Origin of the sequence: Clostridium sp. (assembly GCF_051650885.1) — a bacterium.
In the GTDB taxonomy this organism is placed as follows: domain Bacteria; phylum Bacillota; class Clostridia; order Clostridiales; family Clostridiaceae; genus Clostridium.
On sequence record NZ_JBOFRG010000139.1, the window covers coordinates 1 to 18,649 of the forward strand.

Below are 18,649 nucleotides of genomic sequence, written 5' to 3' on the forward strand. Positions count from 1 at the left end.
AAGATTCCAAAAACGCCTCCTATAAATCTTTCAAAACTGATCATATTTTCACCTCATATTACTTTATCTTTTAGATTATACACTAAAATTAATTTTAATTCATACATTTATCTTACATTTAATTTTATATTAATGTAACAGAGGATTTATGTTAATATTTTATGAATATTAACATTTTCCTCTGTTTTTTTATTTTAAAATTTTAGCTAAATACTTTCCTGTATATGAGTTCTTTTCTTTTAAAATTCCTTCTAATGGTCCTGAATAGACAATTGTTCCACCTTTGTCTCCACCTTCTGGTCCTAAATCTACTATATAGTCAGCACATTTTATCATATCTAAATTATGCTCTATAACGACTACTGTATTTCCCCCATCTACAAGTCTTTGTAAAATTTGTACTAATCTGTTCACATCATCTATATGTAGCCCTGTTGTTGGCTCATCTAGAATATAGAATGTTTTTCCCGTGCTTCTTTTTGATAATTCATAAGCAAGTTTAATCCTTTGTGCCTCACCTCCTGAAAGTTGAGTTGATGGTTGCCCAAGTCTTATATATCCAAGACCAACATCATATAATGTCTGTAACTTATTTTTTATTCTTGGAATGCTTTCGAAGAATTCTAAACCTTCTTCAACAGTCATATTTAAAACATCATCGATAGTTTTCCCCTTATATTTTACTTCTAATGTTTCTCTGTTATATCTCTTTCCTTTACAAACTTCACAAGGAACATATACATCTGATAAGAATTGCATTTCTATCTTAATAATTCCATCACCTGTACAAGCTTCACACCTTCCACCTTTTACGTTAAAACTAAATCTTCCTGGTTTATAACCTCTCATTTTAGCCTCTGGTGTTTGAGTAAATAATTCTCTGATTATATCAAATGTTCCTGTGTAAGTTGCAGGGTTAGAACGTGGAGTTCTTCCTATAGGGCTTTGGTCAATAGCAATTATCTTATCTATATTTTCTGCCCCTTTTATTTCTTTATGCATTCCAACAGGATTTTTACTCTTATTTATAATTTTATTTAATCCCTTATAAAGAATTTCATTAACTAATGTACTTTTTCCTGAACCTGAAACTCCAGTTACCATTGTTAATGCACCTAAGTTAAAGTTTGCAGATACATTTTTCAAGTTATTTTCACTAGCCTTTACAATAGAAATCTTATTTCCATTACCTTTTCTTCTTTCCTTAGGAATCTCTACTTCCTTCTTTCCAGTTAAATACTGGGCAGTTATAGAATTATCATTTTTCATTATCTCTTCTAAAGTTCCTGCTGCAACAATCTTTCCACCATGTTCACCAGCACCAGGTCCAATATCAACAATAAAATCAGCCTCTCTCATAGTGTCTTCATCATGTTCAACTACAATGACTGTATTTCCTACATCACGAAGATTTTTCAATGTTCCTATAAGTCTGTCATTGTCTCTTTGATGTAGTCCTATACTAGGTTCATCTAAGATATATAACACTCCCATAAGAGCTGAACCAATTTGAGTTGCAAGTCTAATTCTTTGAGACTCTCCTCCTGATAATGTTCCAGAACTTCTTGAAAGATTTAAATAATCAAGACCAACATTTAAAAGAAACTCTAATCTACTTTTTATTTCCTTTAAAATTTGGTCACTTATTATAGCTTCTTTTTCACTTAACTTAACAGAGTTTATAAACTCTAGTTCTTCTCTTATTGGCAATTCTGTAAATTGAAAAATATTCTTGTCTCCAACAGTTACTGCAAGAGCTTCCTTATTTAATCTTGCTCCCTTACATTTAGGACAATAATTATCACTCATATATTGCTCAATTTCACCTTTAATAAGGTCTGAATTAGTTTCCATATATCTTCTTTGAAGTGAATTAATCTCACCTTCCCAAGCTACATTATATGTTGCCTTAATTCCATCCTTTACATAATCAACCTTAACTCTTTCACCATCTGTTCCATAAAGAATTATATCAACTATCTTTCTATCTAAATCCTTTATAGGCGTTTCTAATTTAAATTTATACTTTTTAGTTAAGGATTTTAAAATAGCATATGTCCAAGAATCTTCCTTAGTTCTTCCTTCACCCCAAGACGCAATAGCACCTTCTTTTATACTTAAACCTCTATCAGGAATAACTAAATCTTCATCTATTTCAATTAATGTTCCAAGTCCATCACAGTGGTCACACTTTCCAAAAGGTGAGTTAAATGAAAACATTCTTGGTGCAAGTTCTTCTATACTTATTCCACAATCAGGACAAGAAAATTTTTCACTAAATAAAGTATCTTCTTTTCCAACTTCATTTACAATAACAAGCCCTTCACCAAGCTTTAATGCAGTTTCAATTGAATCAGTAAGTCTACTTTCAATTCCTTCTTTAATAACTATTCTGTCAACAATAGCTTCTATATTATGTTTTTTATTTTTATCTAATTTAATTTCATCTTCACCAATCTCGTATACTTCGCCATCAACACGAACTCTCACAAAACCATTCTTCTTTACATTATCTATAATCTTTTCATGAGTTCCTTTTCTTCCTCTAACTAGTGGAGCTAAAATTTGCAACTTAGTCTTCTCTGGAAACTCCATAACCTTATCTATAATTTGGTCTATAGACTGCTGAGTAATAACTTTCCCACACTTAGGGCAATGTGGAATTCCTATTCTTGCATATAATAATCTTAAATAATCATAAATCTCTGTTATAGTTCCAACAGTAGAACGTGGATTTTTACTAGTCGTCTTTTGATCTATAGAAATTGCAGGAGATAACCCTTCAATATACTCAACATCAGGCTTATTCATCTGTCCTAAAAACTGTCTTGCATAAGCTGAAAGAGATTCAACATACCTTCTTTGCCCCTCTGCATAAAGAGTATCAAAAGCCAAAGATGACTTTCCAGAACCAGAAAGCCCTGTAAAAACAATCAACTTATCCCTTGGAATCTCCAAATCAACATTTTTTAAATTATGTACCTTTGCACCCTTAATAATAATCTTATCCTTCATTTTTCATACCTCCCTTATCACTTTTTACTCTATATTTTATTGTAAGCCTTTTTAACAAATTCAATACAAATATTAACTTACTAAACTTATAAAATATTCCTCAAATACTAATTATAACACATATTTTTAGTTAAGAATTAAGAGTTTAGAGTTTAGAGTTTTTTCATTCCTAACAACTCCAGCGTTCTTATTTCCCCTCAACTTTCAACTATATTTTTAATAACCGTACTTTTCTTACTAATCTTAATATTTTCAAAGTCCCTATTATCACTTTACACTTATTTACCATAAAAAAAGGATTGGCACCGCCAATCCTAAAACTCTTACCTCTTACTTATTAACTCTTACTTGTTTTGCTCTCTAACTATTATGTTAGCAACTGCTTCTGCAACTTCACCTGTTAATCTAACACATTGTACCTTATGTTCTGGAGTTCCAAGTGTCATTCCTCTAGTTAAAACTCTACAACAAGTACTTTTATTATCTTCTCTAAATTTATCATGTAATTCTCTTGTTAATTCCATTGCCTTTGCAACTTCACTTCCATTAGGCTCGTTTCTTCCAAACATCATTCCTAAAATCATTATCCCACCAGATAATGCACCACAAGTACATCCAGCTCTTCCCATTCCTACTGGGAATCCTGATGCCATTTTAACTACATCATCACTAACTTCAGGCATAAACTCATCTTTTAAAACTTTAACTATTGCTTCTGAACAGAAAAATTCTCCTCTTTGGTAATATCCTTCTGCTTTTTCTCTTAATTCACTAATATTTACTTCCTTCATATTGTCCTCCTACTTTTTAACTAAATCATTATCCTTTTAAATTATATCATCTTAATTTTTATTTAAACAGAAAAAGTGATGATTTATTTCTAAATCACCACTTCAATATTTTCTCCAATTTTAATTATTCTACATCATTTCAATTTTTCCATCTAATATTTTAATAATTCTTTCGCACTGTTGTCCTATTTTTAAATCATGAGTTACTATTATTACTGTTATTCCCTTTTTCGCTAATTCCGTTAGTATTTTCATTACCTCTTCACCATTTTTCTTATCTAATGCTCCTGTTGGTTCATCTGCTAAAATTATATCTGGATCATTTATTAATGCTCTAACAATTGCAACTCTTTGCTTTTGTCCACCTGATAAAAGATTAATTTTCTTTTTTTCTAATCCTGTTAGTCCTAAAGTTTGAAGAAGTTCTTTAACCTTTTCTTTTTTATTTTTAATTTTCTTGTTTGAAAATTTTAAAGGGACTAGAATATTATCTATTACATTTTTTTCATTAAGCAAATTAAAACTTTGAAAAATAAATCCTATATTATTACTTCTAACTTCTGCTAATTTATCTCCCTTTAACTCTTTTATATTACTTCCATCTAAAAAATACTCTCCACTAGTAGGCTTGTCTAAGCACCCCAAAATATTTAAAAGTGTAGATTTTCCTGAACCTGATGGTCCCATTATGGCAATTAACTCACCTTTCTCTATTTCTAAATCTACCTTATTTAATCCATATACTACTCCTTCACCTTTTCCGTATATTTTAACTATATTCTCTAATTTTATTATACTCATTCTATTTCCCCCTTATAAGATCCACAATATTGTAACTGCTAATCTTATACACTATTGGTATTGAACTAGTTGTAAATACCATCAATAATGCTATCCCCATATTTTTAATTAAATTTCCATCTATCAAAAATAAATACTTATTTGCTTGTATTGTACTTTCACTAAAACCTTCCATTATAAGCATTGCTTCTTGCTCTAGCATATAACCTCTTAAAATCGCCGTTACCCCTAAAGCCAGTACCAATGACACTACTAGTAATGCCAATACCTTAATAAGATTCTTTGCAATTAAATATCTTTTTTTTGCACCAAGTGCTGATAAAATCCCATACTCTTTTTCACTTTCTCTTATTGAATAAATCATACTGCCTATAACACCTATAATTGAAAATGTTATAAACACTCCACAAAATATCAACAAGGTAATATATGATTCTCTTAAACTCTTTAAGGTTAAGTTATCTTTCTCAGGATAATATACATATCCTAAATTATCTCTGTTCTTCAACTCAGTATTAAGAACCTCCAAAATCTCTTTCGTATCTTCCTCTGTTTTAGTTTCAATATAAGAAAAACCACTAATAATTGTATCTTTATTTTTTGAAATTAACTTTTCCCCCTTATAAATCTTAGTTTCTTCTTTATAATTAGGGTAATATATCATATCATCCCTATATCCACTAAGTACAGCATCTGATGAATCTAAATATGCCATAGTGTTAGGTTCTGCTATTCCAACTACTTTAAATTTATATAATTTTCTTACTATTTTTTCATCTGTTTCAGAGATCTTAGTGACTATTTCATTATCTATAATCTTTGAATCTTCTCCAATATTCTGTTCTAAAACATCCCCTATATTAAATCTATCTTTTAAATCATTCCCTATTATTACAGGTATTATATCTCCACTAATTCCATCTAGTTCTTCATCAGTAAAATTCCTACCTTCCTTAATATCTATTGGATATCTTTTTAAAAATTCATTACTTACTTTAGTTGAATGAGAACTTTCCAGTTCCTTAAACATTCCAATACTATATTGCGGATTAAACTTAAACGTAATTTTATCCTTCTTTATAAATTCATCCACTATATTATCTATCTCTTTAGTTAACTTTTCTTCACGCTCATAATCCATTGATTCAAAAGTTCCCTGATACATCAAAGTTCTTCCTTCATCAAAGAAATTTTTATATCTATTATAAAGCTCCTTATATCCACTTAAACTACCAGTCAAAGTTATCAATAAAAAGAAGAAAATACTTACTTGAACTATATTCAATCCATATATAAAATATTGTTTTTTCCTCATAACTTAATCCTCCTTAAGCACTATAGATGGCTGAATATTAGTTGTAATTATATATGAAGGAATAATACTCCCTAAAGCCATAAATAAGATTATGAAACTACACTTTATTAAATTATAAATATCTATACTTAAGTAACTATTTATTATATTGCTATTATTTATAATGCTATTAACTACTAATTGCAATCCTAATGCTATTCCCATAGAAACTATTGCTATCTCTAGTATTTCTTTAAATAGCATTAAAAATATTGCTCTATTTTTTGCACCTATAGCTTTATATAAAGCTAGTTCCTTAGTTCTTCCTGTTATCCACATCAAAGAAAAAGTACAAACATTTATAAATGAAATAGCTAAAATTACACTCCCTATATATGAACCTATCTCTTCTTTACTCTCATCTTCTATTAAATCTATTTCACACTCTGAAGTTCCTATTCCTTCTAATTTAAAACTATTGAGTTTTTTATCGAATACTTCTTTATCTATATTTTTCTCTACAAAATTAATTCCCAATGTATATATTTCTTTTTCACTATATATTTCAAAAAAGTCTTCTATATTCAGAATAACTGTGTATGCAAATGTATCTTCCTCAATATATTCTAAAATTTCATATTCCTTATCATTAATTTTCATATACTCTTTTCCACTTTTGCTATATACAACTTTCCTTAACCCTTTACCTACAGTTATCATATTCTCCTCGGTTTTAATATTATATTGGTTTAAACTTTTTTCATTCATTCCTAAAACATTAAAATTTAAACTTTCCATTCCATTTTCTAAAATCACACCTGCATCTTCACTTTTTAACTTTTCCTCCAAATGTTTAAGCTTATTCTTACTTAACACTTTATATTTCAAATAATCTGCAGTATCCATTTTGCTAAATATTGTTTGATTTATAGCTCTATCATATGATATAAAAAATGACATTGAAAAAATACCAATCACTAGGCCTAAAACCATAAAATAAAATCCCACTCCCTTTTTCATTCTCCCCCTCCAACACTTTCTTTCCACTTATTTCACTTCCATATACACTTACTTCGTATTTTATCATTATATGTAATTAATTACCATTTTATTTTCTCTCTATTTTTCGCACTAAAAAAGGCTAAAAGTTAGATAGAATCTAGCTTTTAGCCTTTTTTTATCTTTTACCCCAAATCAAAATATCTCTATTTTGAATACTCGTCCATTACAGCTTCTATAAGTCCGTATATCATCATTTCATTTTGAGATACATCATTTATGGAAAAATACGTTAACTCAAATGTATTATCATCATATATTTGGAATTGAACTACAGCATCTACTTCTTCATTAAAATATGTGCATTCACCTGTGAATTCTACTACATTTTTTCCCTCATCTGATTCAAAGTACTCCCAATCACCGCCTTTAAAAAACTTCTTAAATGCATCTCCAACCTTTACATTTGGATAATTATTAAATGAACCTGTTTTAACAGTTTCTATATATTCATTACCAGCACATCCTGTAATTCCTAGCATTAAAAATATCCCCACAATTAATAAAACTATATTTCTTTTCTTCCCCCCTCTAAAAAAACTTCTGTTCTCCTTATAACTTTGTTCTCTCTGCTCACAAGCCATCTTTATGTCCCCCTATTTTATATAATTTTCATAGCTTTAAAAGCTAATCATAATATTCATATGTAAAAATCCCTATTGTGTTCGTCTTTTCTCAAAAAAAGAGTGATGATTTAGAAATAAATCATCACTCTTCGCTTGTCCTTTAACTAAGCTGTAACCTCTTCATCATGCCCTTCTAAAAAGCTTAAATCCAATTCTTTTCCTCTTAGTTTATTTAGACCATATAATATTTTATCTACTGTAACTACTAGTAATGGCATTATTATAAATCCTGCTACTACATACTTCATACTATTTATAAATTGCATTGGTGTTTGTGCATCTATATTGAAGAATGAATATGGGAAGTATCCTGTTATTTTTCCCATTACTATTGCAAATATCATGTATCCAATTGGCCATATTAACCATTTGAATATTTGCTTGTACTTATAAGTTCCTTTTGGATAGAAGAATAACCAATCTAATACAAACATTAATGGAGTAAATCCATGTAAAATGCATGTTTCAAATTTGTCCCATCCAACTTGTTTCCATTGTGCATTTAAGATTAGCCAGAATACTGCTGCTGCAACTAGTATGTACACTGTTATTGCTCCTCTAACTCCTCTTTTATTAAATAATTTTATTTTATTATTTAAAAACGTATCATTTATAAACCAAACTAAAACGAATATGTTACTCCATTGAGTAAAATAATCAAAGTATCCTAAAACTCTACCTATAGGATTAACAATATCTGGCTTAATCCATACTTGCATTACAAATGAGATTACTAAACCTAATATTATTCCTAAAATAATAAGAGTTCTCCATACCTTTTTTGCTACTTTCATTTAATCACCTATCTATTTTTATTTTTGTGTTACTTTAGAAGTATAATAAAAATATTTTGACAATCAAAGTACTTTCTTTGAACAAGAGGTTAATTTTTTAATTATATAAGAAAAAGAATGACTTAAAAATTTAAATCATTCCTTTTTCTCTATTTATTTACTTTTAAGTTTCTCAATTATATCTCTAATTTCAGCTGCTCTTTCAAATTGAAGATTTTTAGCTGCATCTAACATTTCATCAGTATATTCTTTAATTAACTTTTCTTTTTCCTTCTTAGTTAATTTCTTTTCTTCTTTTGCATCATATTTAACTTCTTCCTCTGAAACCTTAGTTGCTTCTATAACATCTCTAACATCTTTTATTATTGTTTTTGGAGTTATACCATGTTCTTTATTATACTCCATTTGAATTTCTCTTCTTCTATATGTTTCTTTTATAGCTCTATCCATTGAGCCTGTAACATTGTCTGCATACATTATAACTTTACTTTCTGAATTTCTAGCTGCCCTTCCTATAGTCTGAACCATAGAAGTTTCTGACCTTAAGAAACCTTCTTTATCTGCATCTAAAATTGCAACTAATGCAACTTCTGGAATATCAAGCCCTTCTCTTAAAAGGTTTATCCCTACTAATACATCAAATTCACCAAGTCTTAAATCTCTTATTATCTTCATTCTCTCAATTGTATCTATATCAGAATGCATATAAGTAGTCTTTATTCCAAGCTCTGTTAAGTATTTAGTTAAATCTTCTGACATTTTCTTTGTTAGTGTAGTTATTAATGTTCTAAATCCACATTTCGTTGTTTTTAAAATTTCACTATATAAATCATCAATTTGTCCTGTTACTGGTCTTATTTCTATTGGTGGGTCTAGAAGTCCTGTCGGTCTAATTATTTGTTCTGCAACTACAGTTTCATGTTCTTTCTCATATTTTCCTGGTGTTGCACTAACAAACACTACTTGATTTATTTTATCTTCAAACTCTTCAAATTTAAGAGGTCTATTATCATATGCACAAGGAAGTCTAAATCCATATTCAACTAAAGAATCTTTCCTTGATTTATCTCCTGCATACATTGCTCTAACCTGTGGAAGCGTTACATGACTTTCATCTATAAACATAAGAAAATCTTCTGGGAAGTAGTCTATTAATGTTTTTGGTGGAGAACCTGCAGGTCTTCCATCTAAAAGCCTTGAATAATTTTCTATTCCACTACAATATCCCATCTCTCTTATCATTTCAATATCATAATTTGTTCTTTGTCTCAATCTTTGTGCCTCTAAAAGTTTATCTTGAGAGTTTAATTCTATAAGTCTTTTTTCAAGTTCATCTTCAATTTTTCCTATAGACCTTTCTATAACCTCCTTTGATGCAGCAAAGTGGGATGCTGGAGTTATGTGAGCATGCTCTCTTTCTCCAATTATATTTCCTGTAAGAACATCAAACTCTCTGATTCTCTCTATTTCATCTCCAAAGAATTCTACTCTTATCCCTTTATTAGATTGAGATGCTGGAATAATATCTAAAGAATCTCCTCTAACTCTAAAAGTTCCCCTTGAAAAATCAATATCATTTCTTTCATACTGTATAGATATAAGGCTTCTTATTATATCGTCTCTATCTTTTTCCATACCTTTTCTAAGACTTATAGTAAGCTTCTTATATTCATCTGGATTTCCAAGACCATAAATACATGAAACTGATGCTACTATAACAACATCTCTTCTTTCAAAAAGTGCAGATGTTGCTGAATGCCTAAGTTTATCAATCTCATCATTTATTGATGCATCCTTTTCTATAAATGTGTCTGTTTGAGGTACATAGGCCTCTGGTTGATAATAGTCATAGTAAGATACAAAATATTCTACAATAGCATCTGGAAAAAACTCTTTAAACTCTGCACATAGTTGTGCTGCTAAAGTTTTATTATGTGCTAATACTAATGTAGGTCTTCCTTCTCTTTCAATAATGTTTGCCATAGTAAAAGTTTTTCCTGAACCTGTTACTCCTAAAAGTGTTTGATATTTATTTCCATCATTTAATGATTTCACTAAAGTATCTATAGCCTGTGGTTGGTCTCCCATAGGTTTAAATTTTGATTCTATTTTAAAAGTACTCATACTTTTCACCTCTCTTACTTTGTATTCATTGTTTCTTTCATTTTCTCTAATATATCTGAAAAATTCTTTTTTGTTAACTCTGAAACTGGTACTACTAATAATCCAAGACCTTTACTTAAATCTTTTTCTACTCTTATCCTTAATTCTTTATGATTTTTCAGTATAACCATATCAACTTCTTTTTCTACTGAATCTTTCATTATATAAATTTCTTGTTCATGCTCTATTTTCTTTCCATTTATTTCTTTTATAATATCTCCAGCTCTTATTCCTGCTTTATACGCTACTGAACTTGGTACAACCTCAATTATACAAACTCTACCTGGCAAACTATAAAAAACTCTCTTTCTTTTTCTTTCTCTCATTCTTTGAATATTAAGCATTATTTCATGTAATACTGGCACTAATATTAAAACTATAATTTTTCCTATAAGTCCAAATCTAGCAATTTGAGATATTGCACAAATTACTAATCCATATATTAAAATTATAACTCCAGCTTCTCGCCTTTTTTCTATCTTTGACTTAGTAAACGTCAGCCCTGAATAATTAAGCACACCATAAAAAGTCATCATAATAGCTACAGTTGTTGTGGCTAATAATTTTATTTCTGGTGTCATTAATATAGGCCACCAGTTTGGTGCACTCACATTATGTATAATATTTAGAGGAACAGTATCTTTATTTATAAATATCAATAAGCATATTGGCAAAAACCAATATCTATTTAACGCATACCCACCATACACTACTCCCCCACGTTTAGAGAATATTGGAATAGAGCCTTTGCTTCCATCAAAAAAAACTAATATACCTTCTACTATATGTAATATTCCTACAAAAGTCATTAATGCTACAATATCAATTCTAAATGCTCCATTTAAATTTCCCCTATCTATAAAATGAACATATATAATACTAAATATACCGAGCAATGCTCCACTATAAGAAAAACATCCAAACCTTGGTTTTATAAACATAAGTATTATTGATATTATAAATATTATTTGTACTCCTTAATTTTGTTTAAATCCAATTCCAATTGCATTTGATATAAGACCTATAAGAACTCCTGCAAAAATTCCAAGTACTATTTGAGATAAAGTCAATTCTAAGGGAGAGTTTACACTCTCCCCTGATATCATCTTTTGCATTTTTGAAATTTTTTTATTTTTTGTATAAAAAAGAATTGCTAATATAATTAATACACTCAAAAAGAATGGTTTAACTATAACTTTTGCTAGGGATTTCAGTGTATATATAAATAACCCCACCTTATTTCCTCCCTAAGAATTTATTTTTTTATTCATTTCTTCTATAGCCCTCTTTAATTGGCTATCTGTATCTTTATTGTATGGCTTCATTAAAACCTCTTGTGGTATCTCAACCTTTATATCTGGTGCTATTCCTTTTTTATGAATATTTTCACCATTTGGTGTATAGTATTTTGAAATAGTTACCTTTAATGCACTACCATCTTCAAATTCTACTGGTGCCTGAACTATTCCTTTTCCAAAACTATTTATACCAATTATTGTTGCTGCTTTATAATCTCTTAAAGCTCCTGTTACCACCTCTGATGCACTTGCACTTCCTCCATCAATTAACACAATTAATGGCATTCCTATTGCTTCTCCACCTTTAGATTTTTCTACAACTTCCTTATCATACTTATTTATCGTATATGTTATAGTTTTATCTTTTTCTATAAACTGTGATGCTACACCAACAGCCTCATGTAAATATCCTCCTGGATTACCTCTTAAATCTAAGATTAATCCCTTCATCCCCTTAGCTTTTAATTCTTTTATATACTTTTGTAAGTCCTCTGTTACTCCTAAATTAAAGCCTGTTATACTAATGTATCCAATATCTTTTCCAATCATCTCACTAGTTACATCTTCTGTCTCAATGGCCTCACGTTTAACCTTAAAGGTTTTAAGTTCTTTTTCACCTTTTCTTTGGATTTCTAAGGTTACTTCTTCCCCTTCTTTTCCTTTAATTAACCTTCCAGCCTTATCAGTATCACTACCAATCTTTTCACCATTAACTTTAATTATTTTATCACCATCTATAATTCCTGCCTTCTTAGCTGGTGAACCTTCTATCGGCTTAATTACTTCGACTTTTCCATCGCTAACTCCAATATATATTCCAATTCCAACATATCCACCAGAATTTTGTTCATTATATTCCTCATACTCATCCTTCGTCATATATACTGTATATGGGTCTTCTAATGCACCTGTCATTCCCTTTATTGCACCCTCTAATAACTTATTATCATCTACTTCTCCATCAAAGTTTACAATTAAAGCATCTCTTACATTAAATAATTCACTATATTTTTCAGTATCATTTGATTCCTTCATTGCATTTTTAACTTTAGAATTAACATTAGTTAAAATTAATCCCTTTGTTGCTGCAATATTTCCTAGAGAGAAAAAGCTTCCTGCTATAAAAGCTCCACTCAACCCTATTATTACTCTCTTTACCCATTTACTTTTCATATATCTCCCCTTTTTTTACCATAAAAATAAAACTCAGTGAATTTTATCCACTGAGTTTATTATACATTATACTGTATTTAATTTCATATTTTTTTAAACAACTAAGAACTTTCTTAATGAGAAGTAACTTGCTGCTCCACCAACTACAATTCCACCAAGTGCAAACATCCATAATAATGATGAATAAACATATGATGTACTAACTATATTTACATATAGCATTTTGCTTGTTATCCATGAGAAGAATCCTTGGTAAGCTAATCCTATAACAATCGTTGATAACACTGCACCAATCAATCCTATAATCATTCCTTCAATAATGAATGGCCATCTAATGAACCAGTCTGTTGCTCCAACAAACTTCATTATTCCAACTTCTCTTCTTCTTGAGTAAACAGTAAGCTTTGTTGTATTCATTATTAAGAATACAGCAACTCCAATTAATATAAGGAACAAGATACCTCCAATTATATTAACTCCATTTACTATTTTAGTTATTGTATTTATTAAATCTTGTTGATTTCCGATGCTATCAACCCCTGGCATATTTTCAACTGCATTTGCAACTGTCTGTGCATCTTCTGGCACTTTCATTTGTACAGTAAATGATGCTGGGAATGGATTATTAGCTAGAGTATATCCTTCTAATATTCCTTTATTGTTTTGTGAGCTTTTTTGGAAGTCAATAAATGCTTGATCTCTTGATACATATTGAACATCCTTAACTTGTGGCATATCTTTTAATTTTATTTCTAAAGCTCTTTGATCTACCATTTTTATATCATTTTGTAAGAATACTTTAAGTTCAACCTTTGATTGAACACCACTTAATGCTAATCCTACGTTTTTACTTACTAAAACGAATATCCCTAAAACAAAGAAAGTAATAAGAACCGTAATTATAGACGCTAAACAAATAGTTTTATTTCTTTTTAAACTTTTGAATGCATCACCTATAAAATGACCTACCGTATTAATCTTCATCAGTATATCTACCCCTTTCTTCATCTCTTACAATTTCACCCTTATCAATAGCTATAACCCTCTTTTTCATATCATTAACGATATCTTGAGCATGTGTTGCCATTAATATTGTTGTTCCGGCTTTATTAATGTCATCTAATAAATCCATTATTTCATTTGCTGTTTGTGGGTCTAGGTTTCCTGTAGGCTCATCACAGATTAAGATAGCCGGATTATTAACTATTGCTCTAGCTAACGAAACCCTTTGTTGCTCTCCCCCTGATAATTCATTAGGAAACATTTTATATTTGTGAGATAATCCAACTAGTGATAATACCATTGGAACTCTTCTTCTAATCTCTTTTGGTGATGCTTCTACTACTTTCATTGCAAATGCAACATTTTCATATATATTCAATGTTGGTATAAGCCTGAAATCTTGGAAAACCATTCCAATCTTTCTTCTGTAGTATGGTGTTTTTCCCCTAGTTATATCTGCTAAATTTTGACCTGTTGCTTCTATAGTACCACTTGTTGGTTCAACCTCTTTTAATATCATTTTTATGAATGTTGATTTACCAGCACCAGATGGACCAACTAAGAATACAAACTCACCTGAGTCTATAGTTACATTTACATCTGAAAGTGCTTTTACATTGTTATCATAAATCTTTGATACATTTTTAAATTCAATCATTATTTTACACTCCTTATAGAATTGGACAAAAACATTCTCTTGTCCATTATAAATTTTATTATAACACATAGATTATTCATATTTATATAAAATTTTATTAAGTTTTTCTTATTCACTTAATATTCTCTCTTATTTTTCATTTTTTCTAAAGCCTTCTCCAAAGACCTCATGAACCTCTCCAACTGTTATAAATGCCTTATTATCTATCTCTCTAATATGGTTTTTTAATTTAATAAATTCACTACGTCCAAGTACTGTGTATATGACAAATTTCTCTTCTTTAGAATATCCACCAAATCCTTTTACACAAGTACATCCACGACCTATCTCTTCCATAATAAATTTACTTATCTCTTCATTATGCTCACTAATTATTATAACTTGCTTACACACATTAAATCCTTCTATTAATTTGTCTATAAGCACTCCTAGTAAAATTACACTAAGCATTGCATAAAATCCTAAAGTTAGACCAAATGTTACTGCTGCTGCAAGAGTAATAACAAAATCTATTATTAATAATCCTTTTCCAATATCTATGTGCAAATACTTATTTAATAGCTTTGCAAGTATATCTGTTCCACCTGTTGATGAATTTGCATTAAATACAATTGCCATTCCAATGGCAGAAATCAAGGTTCCAAATATTGTTGCTAACATTAAATCTTGAGTCAATGCTACTGGATGTAAAAATTTTTCTATAAACCATATTACTACTGAAAGTAATACACTTGCATAAATTGTTCTTCCCCCAAAATTTCCATCAATAAATAAAAATGCTATTCCAAACAATATTAAGTTAACTACTAATGTTATTAACCCAATTCCAATGGAAGGAATAAATTTATTAATTACAATTGCAAGACCTGTAATTCCACCTGCTGCTAAATCATTTGGTGCAAAAAAATAGTCCACTCCTATTGCAACTAATATTATTCCAAAAGTAATCATTACATAATCTTTAATTATTTCTTTCTGCATATAACACCGCCTTTATTCTATAGTTCCAAATCCTTTCCCTAAGACATCGTGTGCATCATTAACTATCACAAAAGAATCTGGCTCATTTTCTTTTACGAATCTTTTTACCTTCATTAGCTGTGACCTTCCTAAAACACAGTATATTACATTTTTCTTTTCTCCTGTATATCCACCTTCACCAGTAAATACAGTACATCCTCTATCTATATCTTTAATAATATATTCTTTTATATGTTTTGTCTTATTAGTAAAAATTATTACTTGATGGCATGTACTATATCCTGAAATAACTTTATCAATTATTATTCCTGTTAAAAGTACACATACAGCTGCATATATAGCCTTTTCAATTCCAAAAGTTATACCACTAAAAACAACAACTACTATATCTACCATTTGCATTCCTTTTCCCATATCAATATGGAAAAATTTATTTAAAATTTTAGCTATAATATCTGTTCCTCCAGTAGATGCATCTTGTGTAAAAACAATTCCAAGCCCTCCACCTAAAAGCAAACTTCCTGCAATTGTCGATAGCATTAAATCATTAGTTAATGCAACTGGCGTAAAAAACTCCTCAGTAAACCAACTTATAACCGATATCCCCATAGCAGCATAAATAGTTTTCCCACCAAAATTTCTTCCTATAAAAATAAATGCGACTCCAAATAAAATAATATTTAAAATCCCCATTACTAATCCAACATTTAACCCTTTAAAATACTCACATATAACAACTGATATTCCTGTAACTCCCCCACCAGTTATATTATTAGGTATAAAAAAGAATTGAATAGCTATAACAACTATTACCATTCCTATTGTTATAATAGAATATTCTCTCACTTTTTCTCTCATATGTTCTCACTACCCCTTTAATATTTTGTTTTAAAAAAATAACAGTATAGATTCTCTCTATACTGTTATAACACACTTATCTTATTTTTTGCAATTTATTGCCTTTTTTGCCATAGCTACTATATCTTTAGCAGTTAATCCATACTTTTCTAAAAGTTGATTTGGTAATCCACTTTCTCCAAAAGTATCTTTAACTCCTACTCTTAATACTGGAACTGGACAATTTTCAGCAACTACTTCTGCTACTGCTGAACCTAATCCACCAATTATGTTATGCTCTTCAGCTGTTACTATTGCACCAGTTTCTTTAGCTGCTTTAGTAATAAGCTCTGTATCTATTGGCTTTATAGTATGAATGTTTATAACTCTTGCATTAATTCCTTCTGCTTTTAACATTTCACTTGCTTCTAAAGCTGCATCAACCATAATTCCTGTTCCTACTATAGTTACGTCGTTACCTTCTTTTAAAGTAACTCCTTTACCTATTTCAAACTTGTATTCTGGTCTATCGTTAATTATATTAACTGCTGCTCTTCCTAATCTTACATAGCAAGGTCCATTTATTTCAGCAATAGCTTTAATTGCTGCATCTGTTTCAACTGCATCTGCTGGATTTATAACTATCATTCCTGGAATACTTCTCATTAATGATATATCTTCAATAGCTTGGTGTGATGCTCCATCTTCACCAACAGTTAATCCTGCGTGAGTTGCACATACTTTTACATTTAATCTTGGGTAACAAATTGAGTTTCTGATTTGCTCAAATGCTCTTCCAGCTGCAAACATAGCAAATGTACTTACAAATGGTATTTTATTACAAGTTGAAAGTCCTGCTGCAACTGACATCATGTTTCCTTCAGCGATTCCCATATTGAAGAATCTTTCTGGTGCTACACTTTTGAAATCAGCTGTTTTAGTTGACTTTGAAAGGTCTGCATCTAAAACTATAACATCTTTATTAGTATTTGCTAAATCTTTTAAAGCTTTTCCGTAAGCTTCTCTAGTTGCCATTTTACTCATTATTTTTCCCCTCCAATTTCTGCAATTGCTTGTGCACATTGCTCTTTAGTTGGTGCTGCTCCATGCCATCCTGCTTGGTTTTCCATGAAAGAAACCCCTTTACCTTTAACAGTTTTACATACAACTGCTGTTGGCATACCTTTGCATGCTTTAGCTTTTTCTATTGCACCTAATATTTCATCAAAGTTATGTCCATCTATTATTAATACATTCCATCCGAATGCTTCGAATTTCTTATCAATTGGAGAAGGATTCATAACATCTTCTATGTTTCCATCTATTTGTAGTCCATTAAAATCTATAAATATTGTTAAATTATCTAATTTATAATGAGCACCTGCCATAGCAGCTTCCCATACTTGACCTTCTTCTAATTCTCCATCACCAAGTAAAGCATATACTCTATTGCTTTGTCCATTGATTTTTGCTCCTAAAGCCATACCAACTGCTGTTGATATTCCTTGCCCTAATGAACCTGTTGACATATCAATACCTGGAACATCATTCATGTTTGGATGTCCTTGTAAGTTAGAATTTATTTTTCTTAATGTCATTAATTCTGCTGGATCAAAATATCCTCTTCTTGCTAATGCACTATATAATACTGGTGCTGCATGTCCTTTTGAAAGAACAAATCTATCTCTATCTTCCATTCTAGGATTTTTAGGATCTATATTCATTTCGTTAAAATATAACGCTGTTACTATATCAGCTGCTGATAGTGATCCACCTGGATGCCCTGACGCTGACTCTGTAAGCATTTCAACAATATCTTTTCTAATAACTTTAGCTTGTTCAATAAGCTGTTCTTTATTTTGTTTCATTATTCATGTCCTCCTAGCCTTAATTTAACTTTATTATAGATTATTTATCATCCTTTTCATTTTAGCACAAAACCTGTTGTTTGTATACACTATTAATACCTCGTAAACCATTTCATATATCACATTAAAACTATTAGTGTATACTATTTCTACTAATCCATCTTTTTACAAGATATAACGACTTTTTTTCTAGATATATATTATATTTAATACTTCTATTATGTCTGATTATTCTAAATTTTATTAATTTATAAGAATATAATATATATTATTAACTTTTTAAAAACAA

17 protein-coding genes are annotated in these 18,649 nt (G+C 29.8%); all 17 read right to left on the reverse strand.

Translation table 11 applies throughout. The features are described from left to right. Nucleotides 1-189 precede the first annotated feature (189 nt). The 17 genes from uvrA to ACRC28_RS06665 all read right to left on the reverse strand — a co-directional run bounded on the left by uvrA (nt 190) and on the right by ACRC28_RS06665 (nt 18,360). Nucleotides 190-3,015, reverse strand: a complete 2,826-nt coding sequence (gene uvrA / locus ACRC28_RS06585) for an excinuclease ABC subunit UvrA (RefSeq protein ID WP_438542654.1) — start codon at nt 3,013-3,015, stop codon at nt 190-192. A 344-nt stretch (nt 3,016-3,359) separates the two neighbouring features. Beyond that, nucleotides 3,360-3,806, reverse strand: coding sequence for a C-GCAxxG-C-C family protein (locus ACRC28_RS06590; protein WP_438542655.1), 447 nt, complete (start codon nt 3,804-3,806; stop codon nt 3,360-3,362). Nucleotides 3,807-3,935: 129 nt separating this feature from the next. Beyond that, nucleotides 3,936-4,607, reverse strand: coding sequence for an ABC transporter ATP-binding protein (locus ACRC28_RS06595; RefSeq protein WP_438542656.1), 672 nt, complete (start codon nt 4,605-4,607; stop codon nt 3,936-3,938). 1 nt (nt 4,608) lies between these two features. After that, nucleotides 4,609-5,922: an ABC transporter permease gene (locus ACRC28_RS06600; RefSeq protein ID WP_438542657.1), complete on the reverse strand. Its 1,314-nt coding sequence runs from the start codon at nt 5,920-5,922 to the stop codon at nt 4,609-4,611. A gap of 3 nt (nt 5,923-5,925) precedes the next feature. Further along, nucleotides 5,926-6,921, reverse strand: coding sequence for an FtsX-like permease family protein (locus ACRC28_RS06605; protein WP_438542658.1), 996 nt, complete (start codon nt 6,919-6,921; stop codon nt 5,926-5,928). Between the two features lie 185 nt (nt 6,922-7,106). Continuing rightward, nucleotides 7,107-7,544, reverse strand: a complete 438-nt coding sequence (locus tag ACRC28_RS06610; RefSeq protein WP_438542659.1) for a hypothetical protein — start codon at nt 7,542-7,544, stop codon at nt 7,107-7,109. Nucleotides 7,545-7,690: 146 nt separating this feature from the next. Then, nucleotides 7,691-8,380, reverse strand: a complete 690-nt coding sequence (locus ACRC28_RS06615; protein WP_438542660.1) for a Pr6Pr family membrane protein — start codon at nt 8,378-8,380, stop codon at nt 7,691-7,693. A gap of 153 nt (nt 8,381-8,533) precedes the next feature. Further along, a complete protein-coding gene (gene uvrB, locus ACRC28_RS06620; RefSeq protein ID WP_438542661.1) occupies nt 8,534-10,504 on the reverse strand; it encodes an excinuclease ABC subunit UvrB in 1,971 nt (656 codons plus the stop codon). Nucleotides 10,505-10,518: 14 nt separating this feature from the next. Beyond that, nucleotides 10,519-11,484, reverse strand: coding sequence for a PDZ domain-containing protein (locus tag ACRC28_RS06625; protein WP_438542662.1), 966 nt, complete (start codon nt 11,482-11,484; stop codon nt 10,519-10,521). Nucleotides 11,485-11,520: 36 nt separating this feature from the next. Next, on the reverse strand, nt 11,521-11,778 hold the full coding sequence (locus tag ACRC28_RS06630; RefSeq protein ID WP_438542663.1) for a hypothetical protein: 258 nt from the start codon (nt 11,776-11,778) through the stop codon (nt 11,521-11,523). Between the two features lie 12 nt (nt 11,779-11,790). Beyond that, a complete protein-coding gene (locus ACRC28_RS06635) occupies nt 11,791-13,014 on the reverse strand; it encodes a S41 family peptidase (RefSeq protein WP_438542664.1) in 1,224 nt (407 codons plus the stop codon). 93 nt (nt 13,015-13,107) lie between these two features. Further along, nucleotides 13,108-13,998, reverse strand: a complete 891-nt coding sequence (gene ftsX / locus ACRC28_RS06640; protein ID WP_438542665.1) for a permease-like cell division protein FtsX — start codon at nt 13,996-13,998, stop codon at nt 13,108-13,110. Further along, a complete protein-coding gene (ftsE, locus tag ACRC28_RS06645) occupies nt 13,988-14,674 on the reverse strand; it encodes a cell division ATP-binding protein FtsE (RefSeq protein WP_438542666.1) in 687 nt (228 codons plus the stop codon). The genes ftsX and ftsE overlap by 11 nt, the downstream gene beginning before the upstream one ends. A 129-nt stretch (nt 14,675-14,803) precedes the next feature. Next, on the reverse strand, nt 14,804-15,655 hold the full coding sequence (locus ACRC28_RS06650; RefSeq protein ID WP_438542667.1) for a YitT family protein: 852 nt from the start codon (nt 15,653-15,655) through the stop codon (nt 14,804-14,806). Between the two features lie 12 nt (nt 15,656-15,667). Continuing rightward, on the reverse strand, nt 15,668-16,513 hold the full coding sequence (locus ACRC28_RS06655) for a YitT family protein (protein ID WP_438542668.1): 846 nt from the start codon (nt 16,511-16,513) through the stop codon (nt 15,668-15,670). 81 nt (nt 16,514-16,594) lie between these two features. Next, a complete protein-coding gene (locus ACRC28_RS06660) occupies nt 16,595-17,539 on the reverse strand; it encodes a transketolase family protein (RefSeq protein ID WP_438542685.1) in 945 nt (314 codons plus the stop codon). Beyond that, on the reverse strand, nt 17,536-18,360 hold the full coding sequence (locus tag ACRC28_RS06665) for a transketolase (RefSeq protein WP_438542669.1): 825 nt from the start codon (nt 18,358-18,360) through the stop codon (nt 17,536-17,538). Before ACRC28_RS06665 ends, ACRC28_RS06660 begins: the two co-directional genes overlap by 4 nt. Between the last annotated feature and the right edge of the window lie 289 nt (nt 18,361-18,649).

What these genes read in the sequence shown, in the direction of transcription:
- uvrA (WP_438542654.1), bottom strand. Translation starts at nt 3,015, where the DNA reads ATGAAGGATAAGATTATTATTAAGGGTGCAAAGGTACATAATTTAAAA.
- ACRC28_RS06590 (WP_438542655.1), bottom strand. Translation starts at nt 3,806, where the DNA reads ATGAAGGAAGTAAATATTAGTGAATTAAGAGAAAAAGCAGAAGGATAT.
- ACRC28_RS06595 (WP_438542656.1), bottom strand. Translation starts at nt 4,607, where the DNA reads ATGAGTATAATAAAATTAGAGAATATAGTTAAAATATACGGAAAAGGT.
- ACRC28_RS06600 (WP_438542657.1), bottom strand. Translation starts at nt 5,922, where the DNA reads ATGAGGAAAAAACAATATTTTATATATGGATTGAATATAGTTCAAGTA.
- ACRC28_RS06605 (WP_438542658.1), bottom strand. Translation starts at nt 6,921, where the DNA reads ATGAAAAAGGGAGTGGGATTTTATTTTATGGTTTTAGGCCTAGTGATT.
- ACRC28_RS06610 (WP_438542659.1), bottom strand. Translation starts at nt 7,544, where the DNA reads ATGGCTTGTGAGCAGAGAGAACAAAGTTATAAGGAGAACAGAAGTTTT.
- ACRC28_RS06615 (WP_438542660.1), bottom strand. Translation starts at nt 8,380, where the DNA reads ATGAAAGTAGCAAAAAAGGTATGGAGAACTCTTATTATTTTAGGAATA.
- uvrB (WP_438542661.1), bottom strand. Translation starts at nt 10,504, where the DNA reads ATGAGTACTTTTAAAATAGAATCAAAATTTAAACCTATGGGAGACCAA.
- ACRC28_RS06625 (WP_438542662.1), bottom strand. Translation starts at nt 11,484, where the DNA reads ATGTTTATAAAACCAAGGTTTGGATGTTTTTCTTATAGTGGAGCATTG.
- ACRC28_RS06635 (WP_438542664.1), bottom strand. Translation starts at nt 13,014, where the DNA reads ATGAAAAGTAAATGGGTAAAGAGAGTAATAATAGGGTTGAGTGGAGCT.
- ftsX (WP_438542665.1), bottom strand. Translation starts at nt 13,998, where the DNA reads ATGAAGATTAATACGGTAGGTCATTTTATAGGTGATGCATTCAAAAGT.
- ftsE (WP_438542666.1), bottom strand. Translation starts at nt 14,674, where the DNA reads ATGATTGAATTTAAAAATGTATCAAAGATTTATGATAACAATGTAAAA.
- ACRC28_RS06650 (WP_438542667.1), bottom strand. Translation starts at nt 15,655, where the DNA reads ATGCAGAAAGAAATAATTAAAGATTATGTAATGATTACTTTTGGAATA.
- ACRC28_RS06655 (WP_438542668.1), bottom strand. Translation starts at nt 16,513, where the DNA reads ATGAGAGAAAAAGTGAGAGAATATTCTATTATAACAATAGGAATGGTA.
- ACRC28_RS06665 (WP_438542669.1), bottom strand. Translation starts at nt 18,360, where the DNA reads ATGAAACAAAATAAAGAACAGCTTATTGAACAAGCTAAAGTTATTAGA.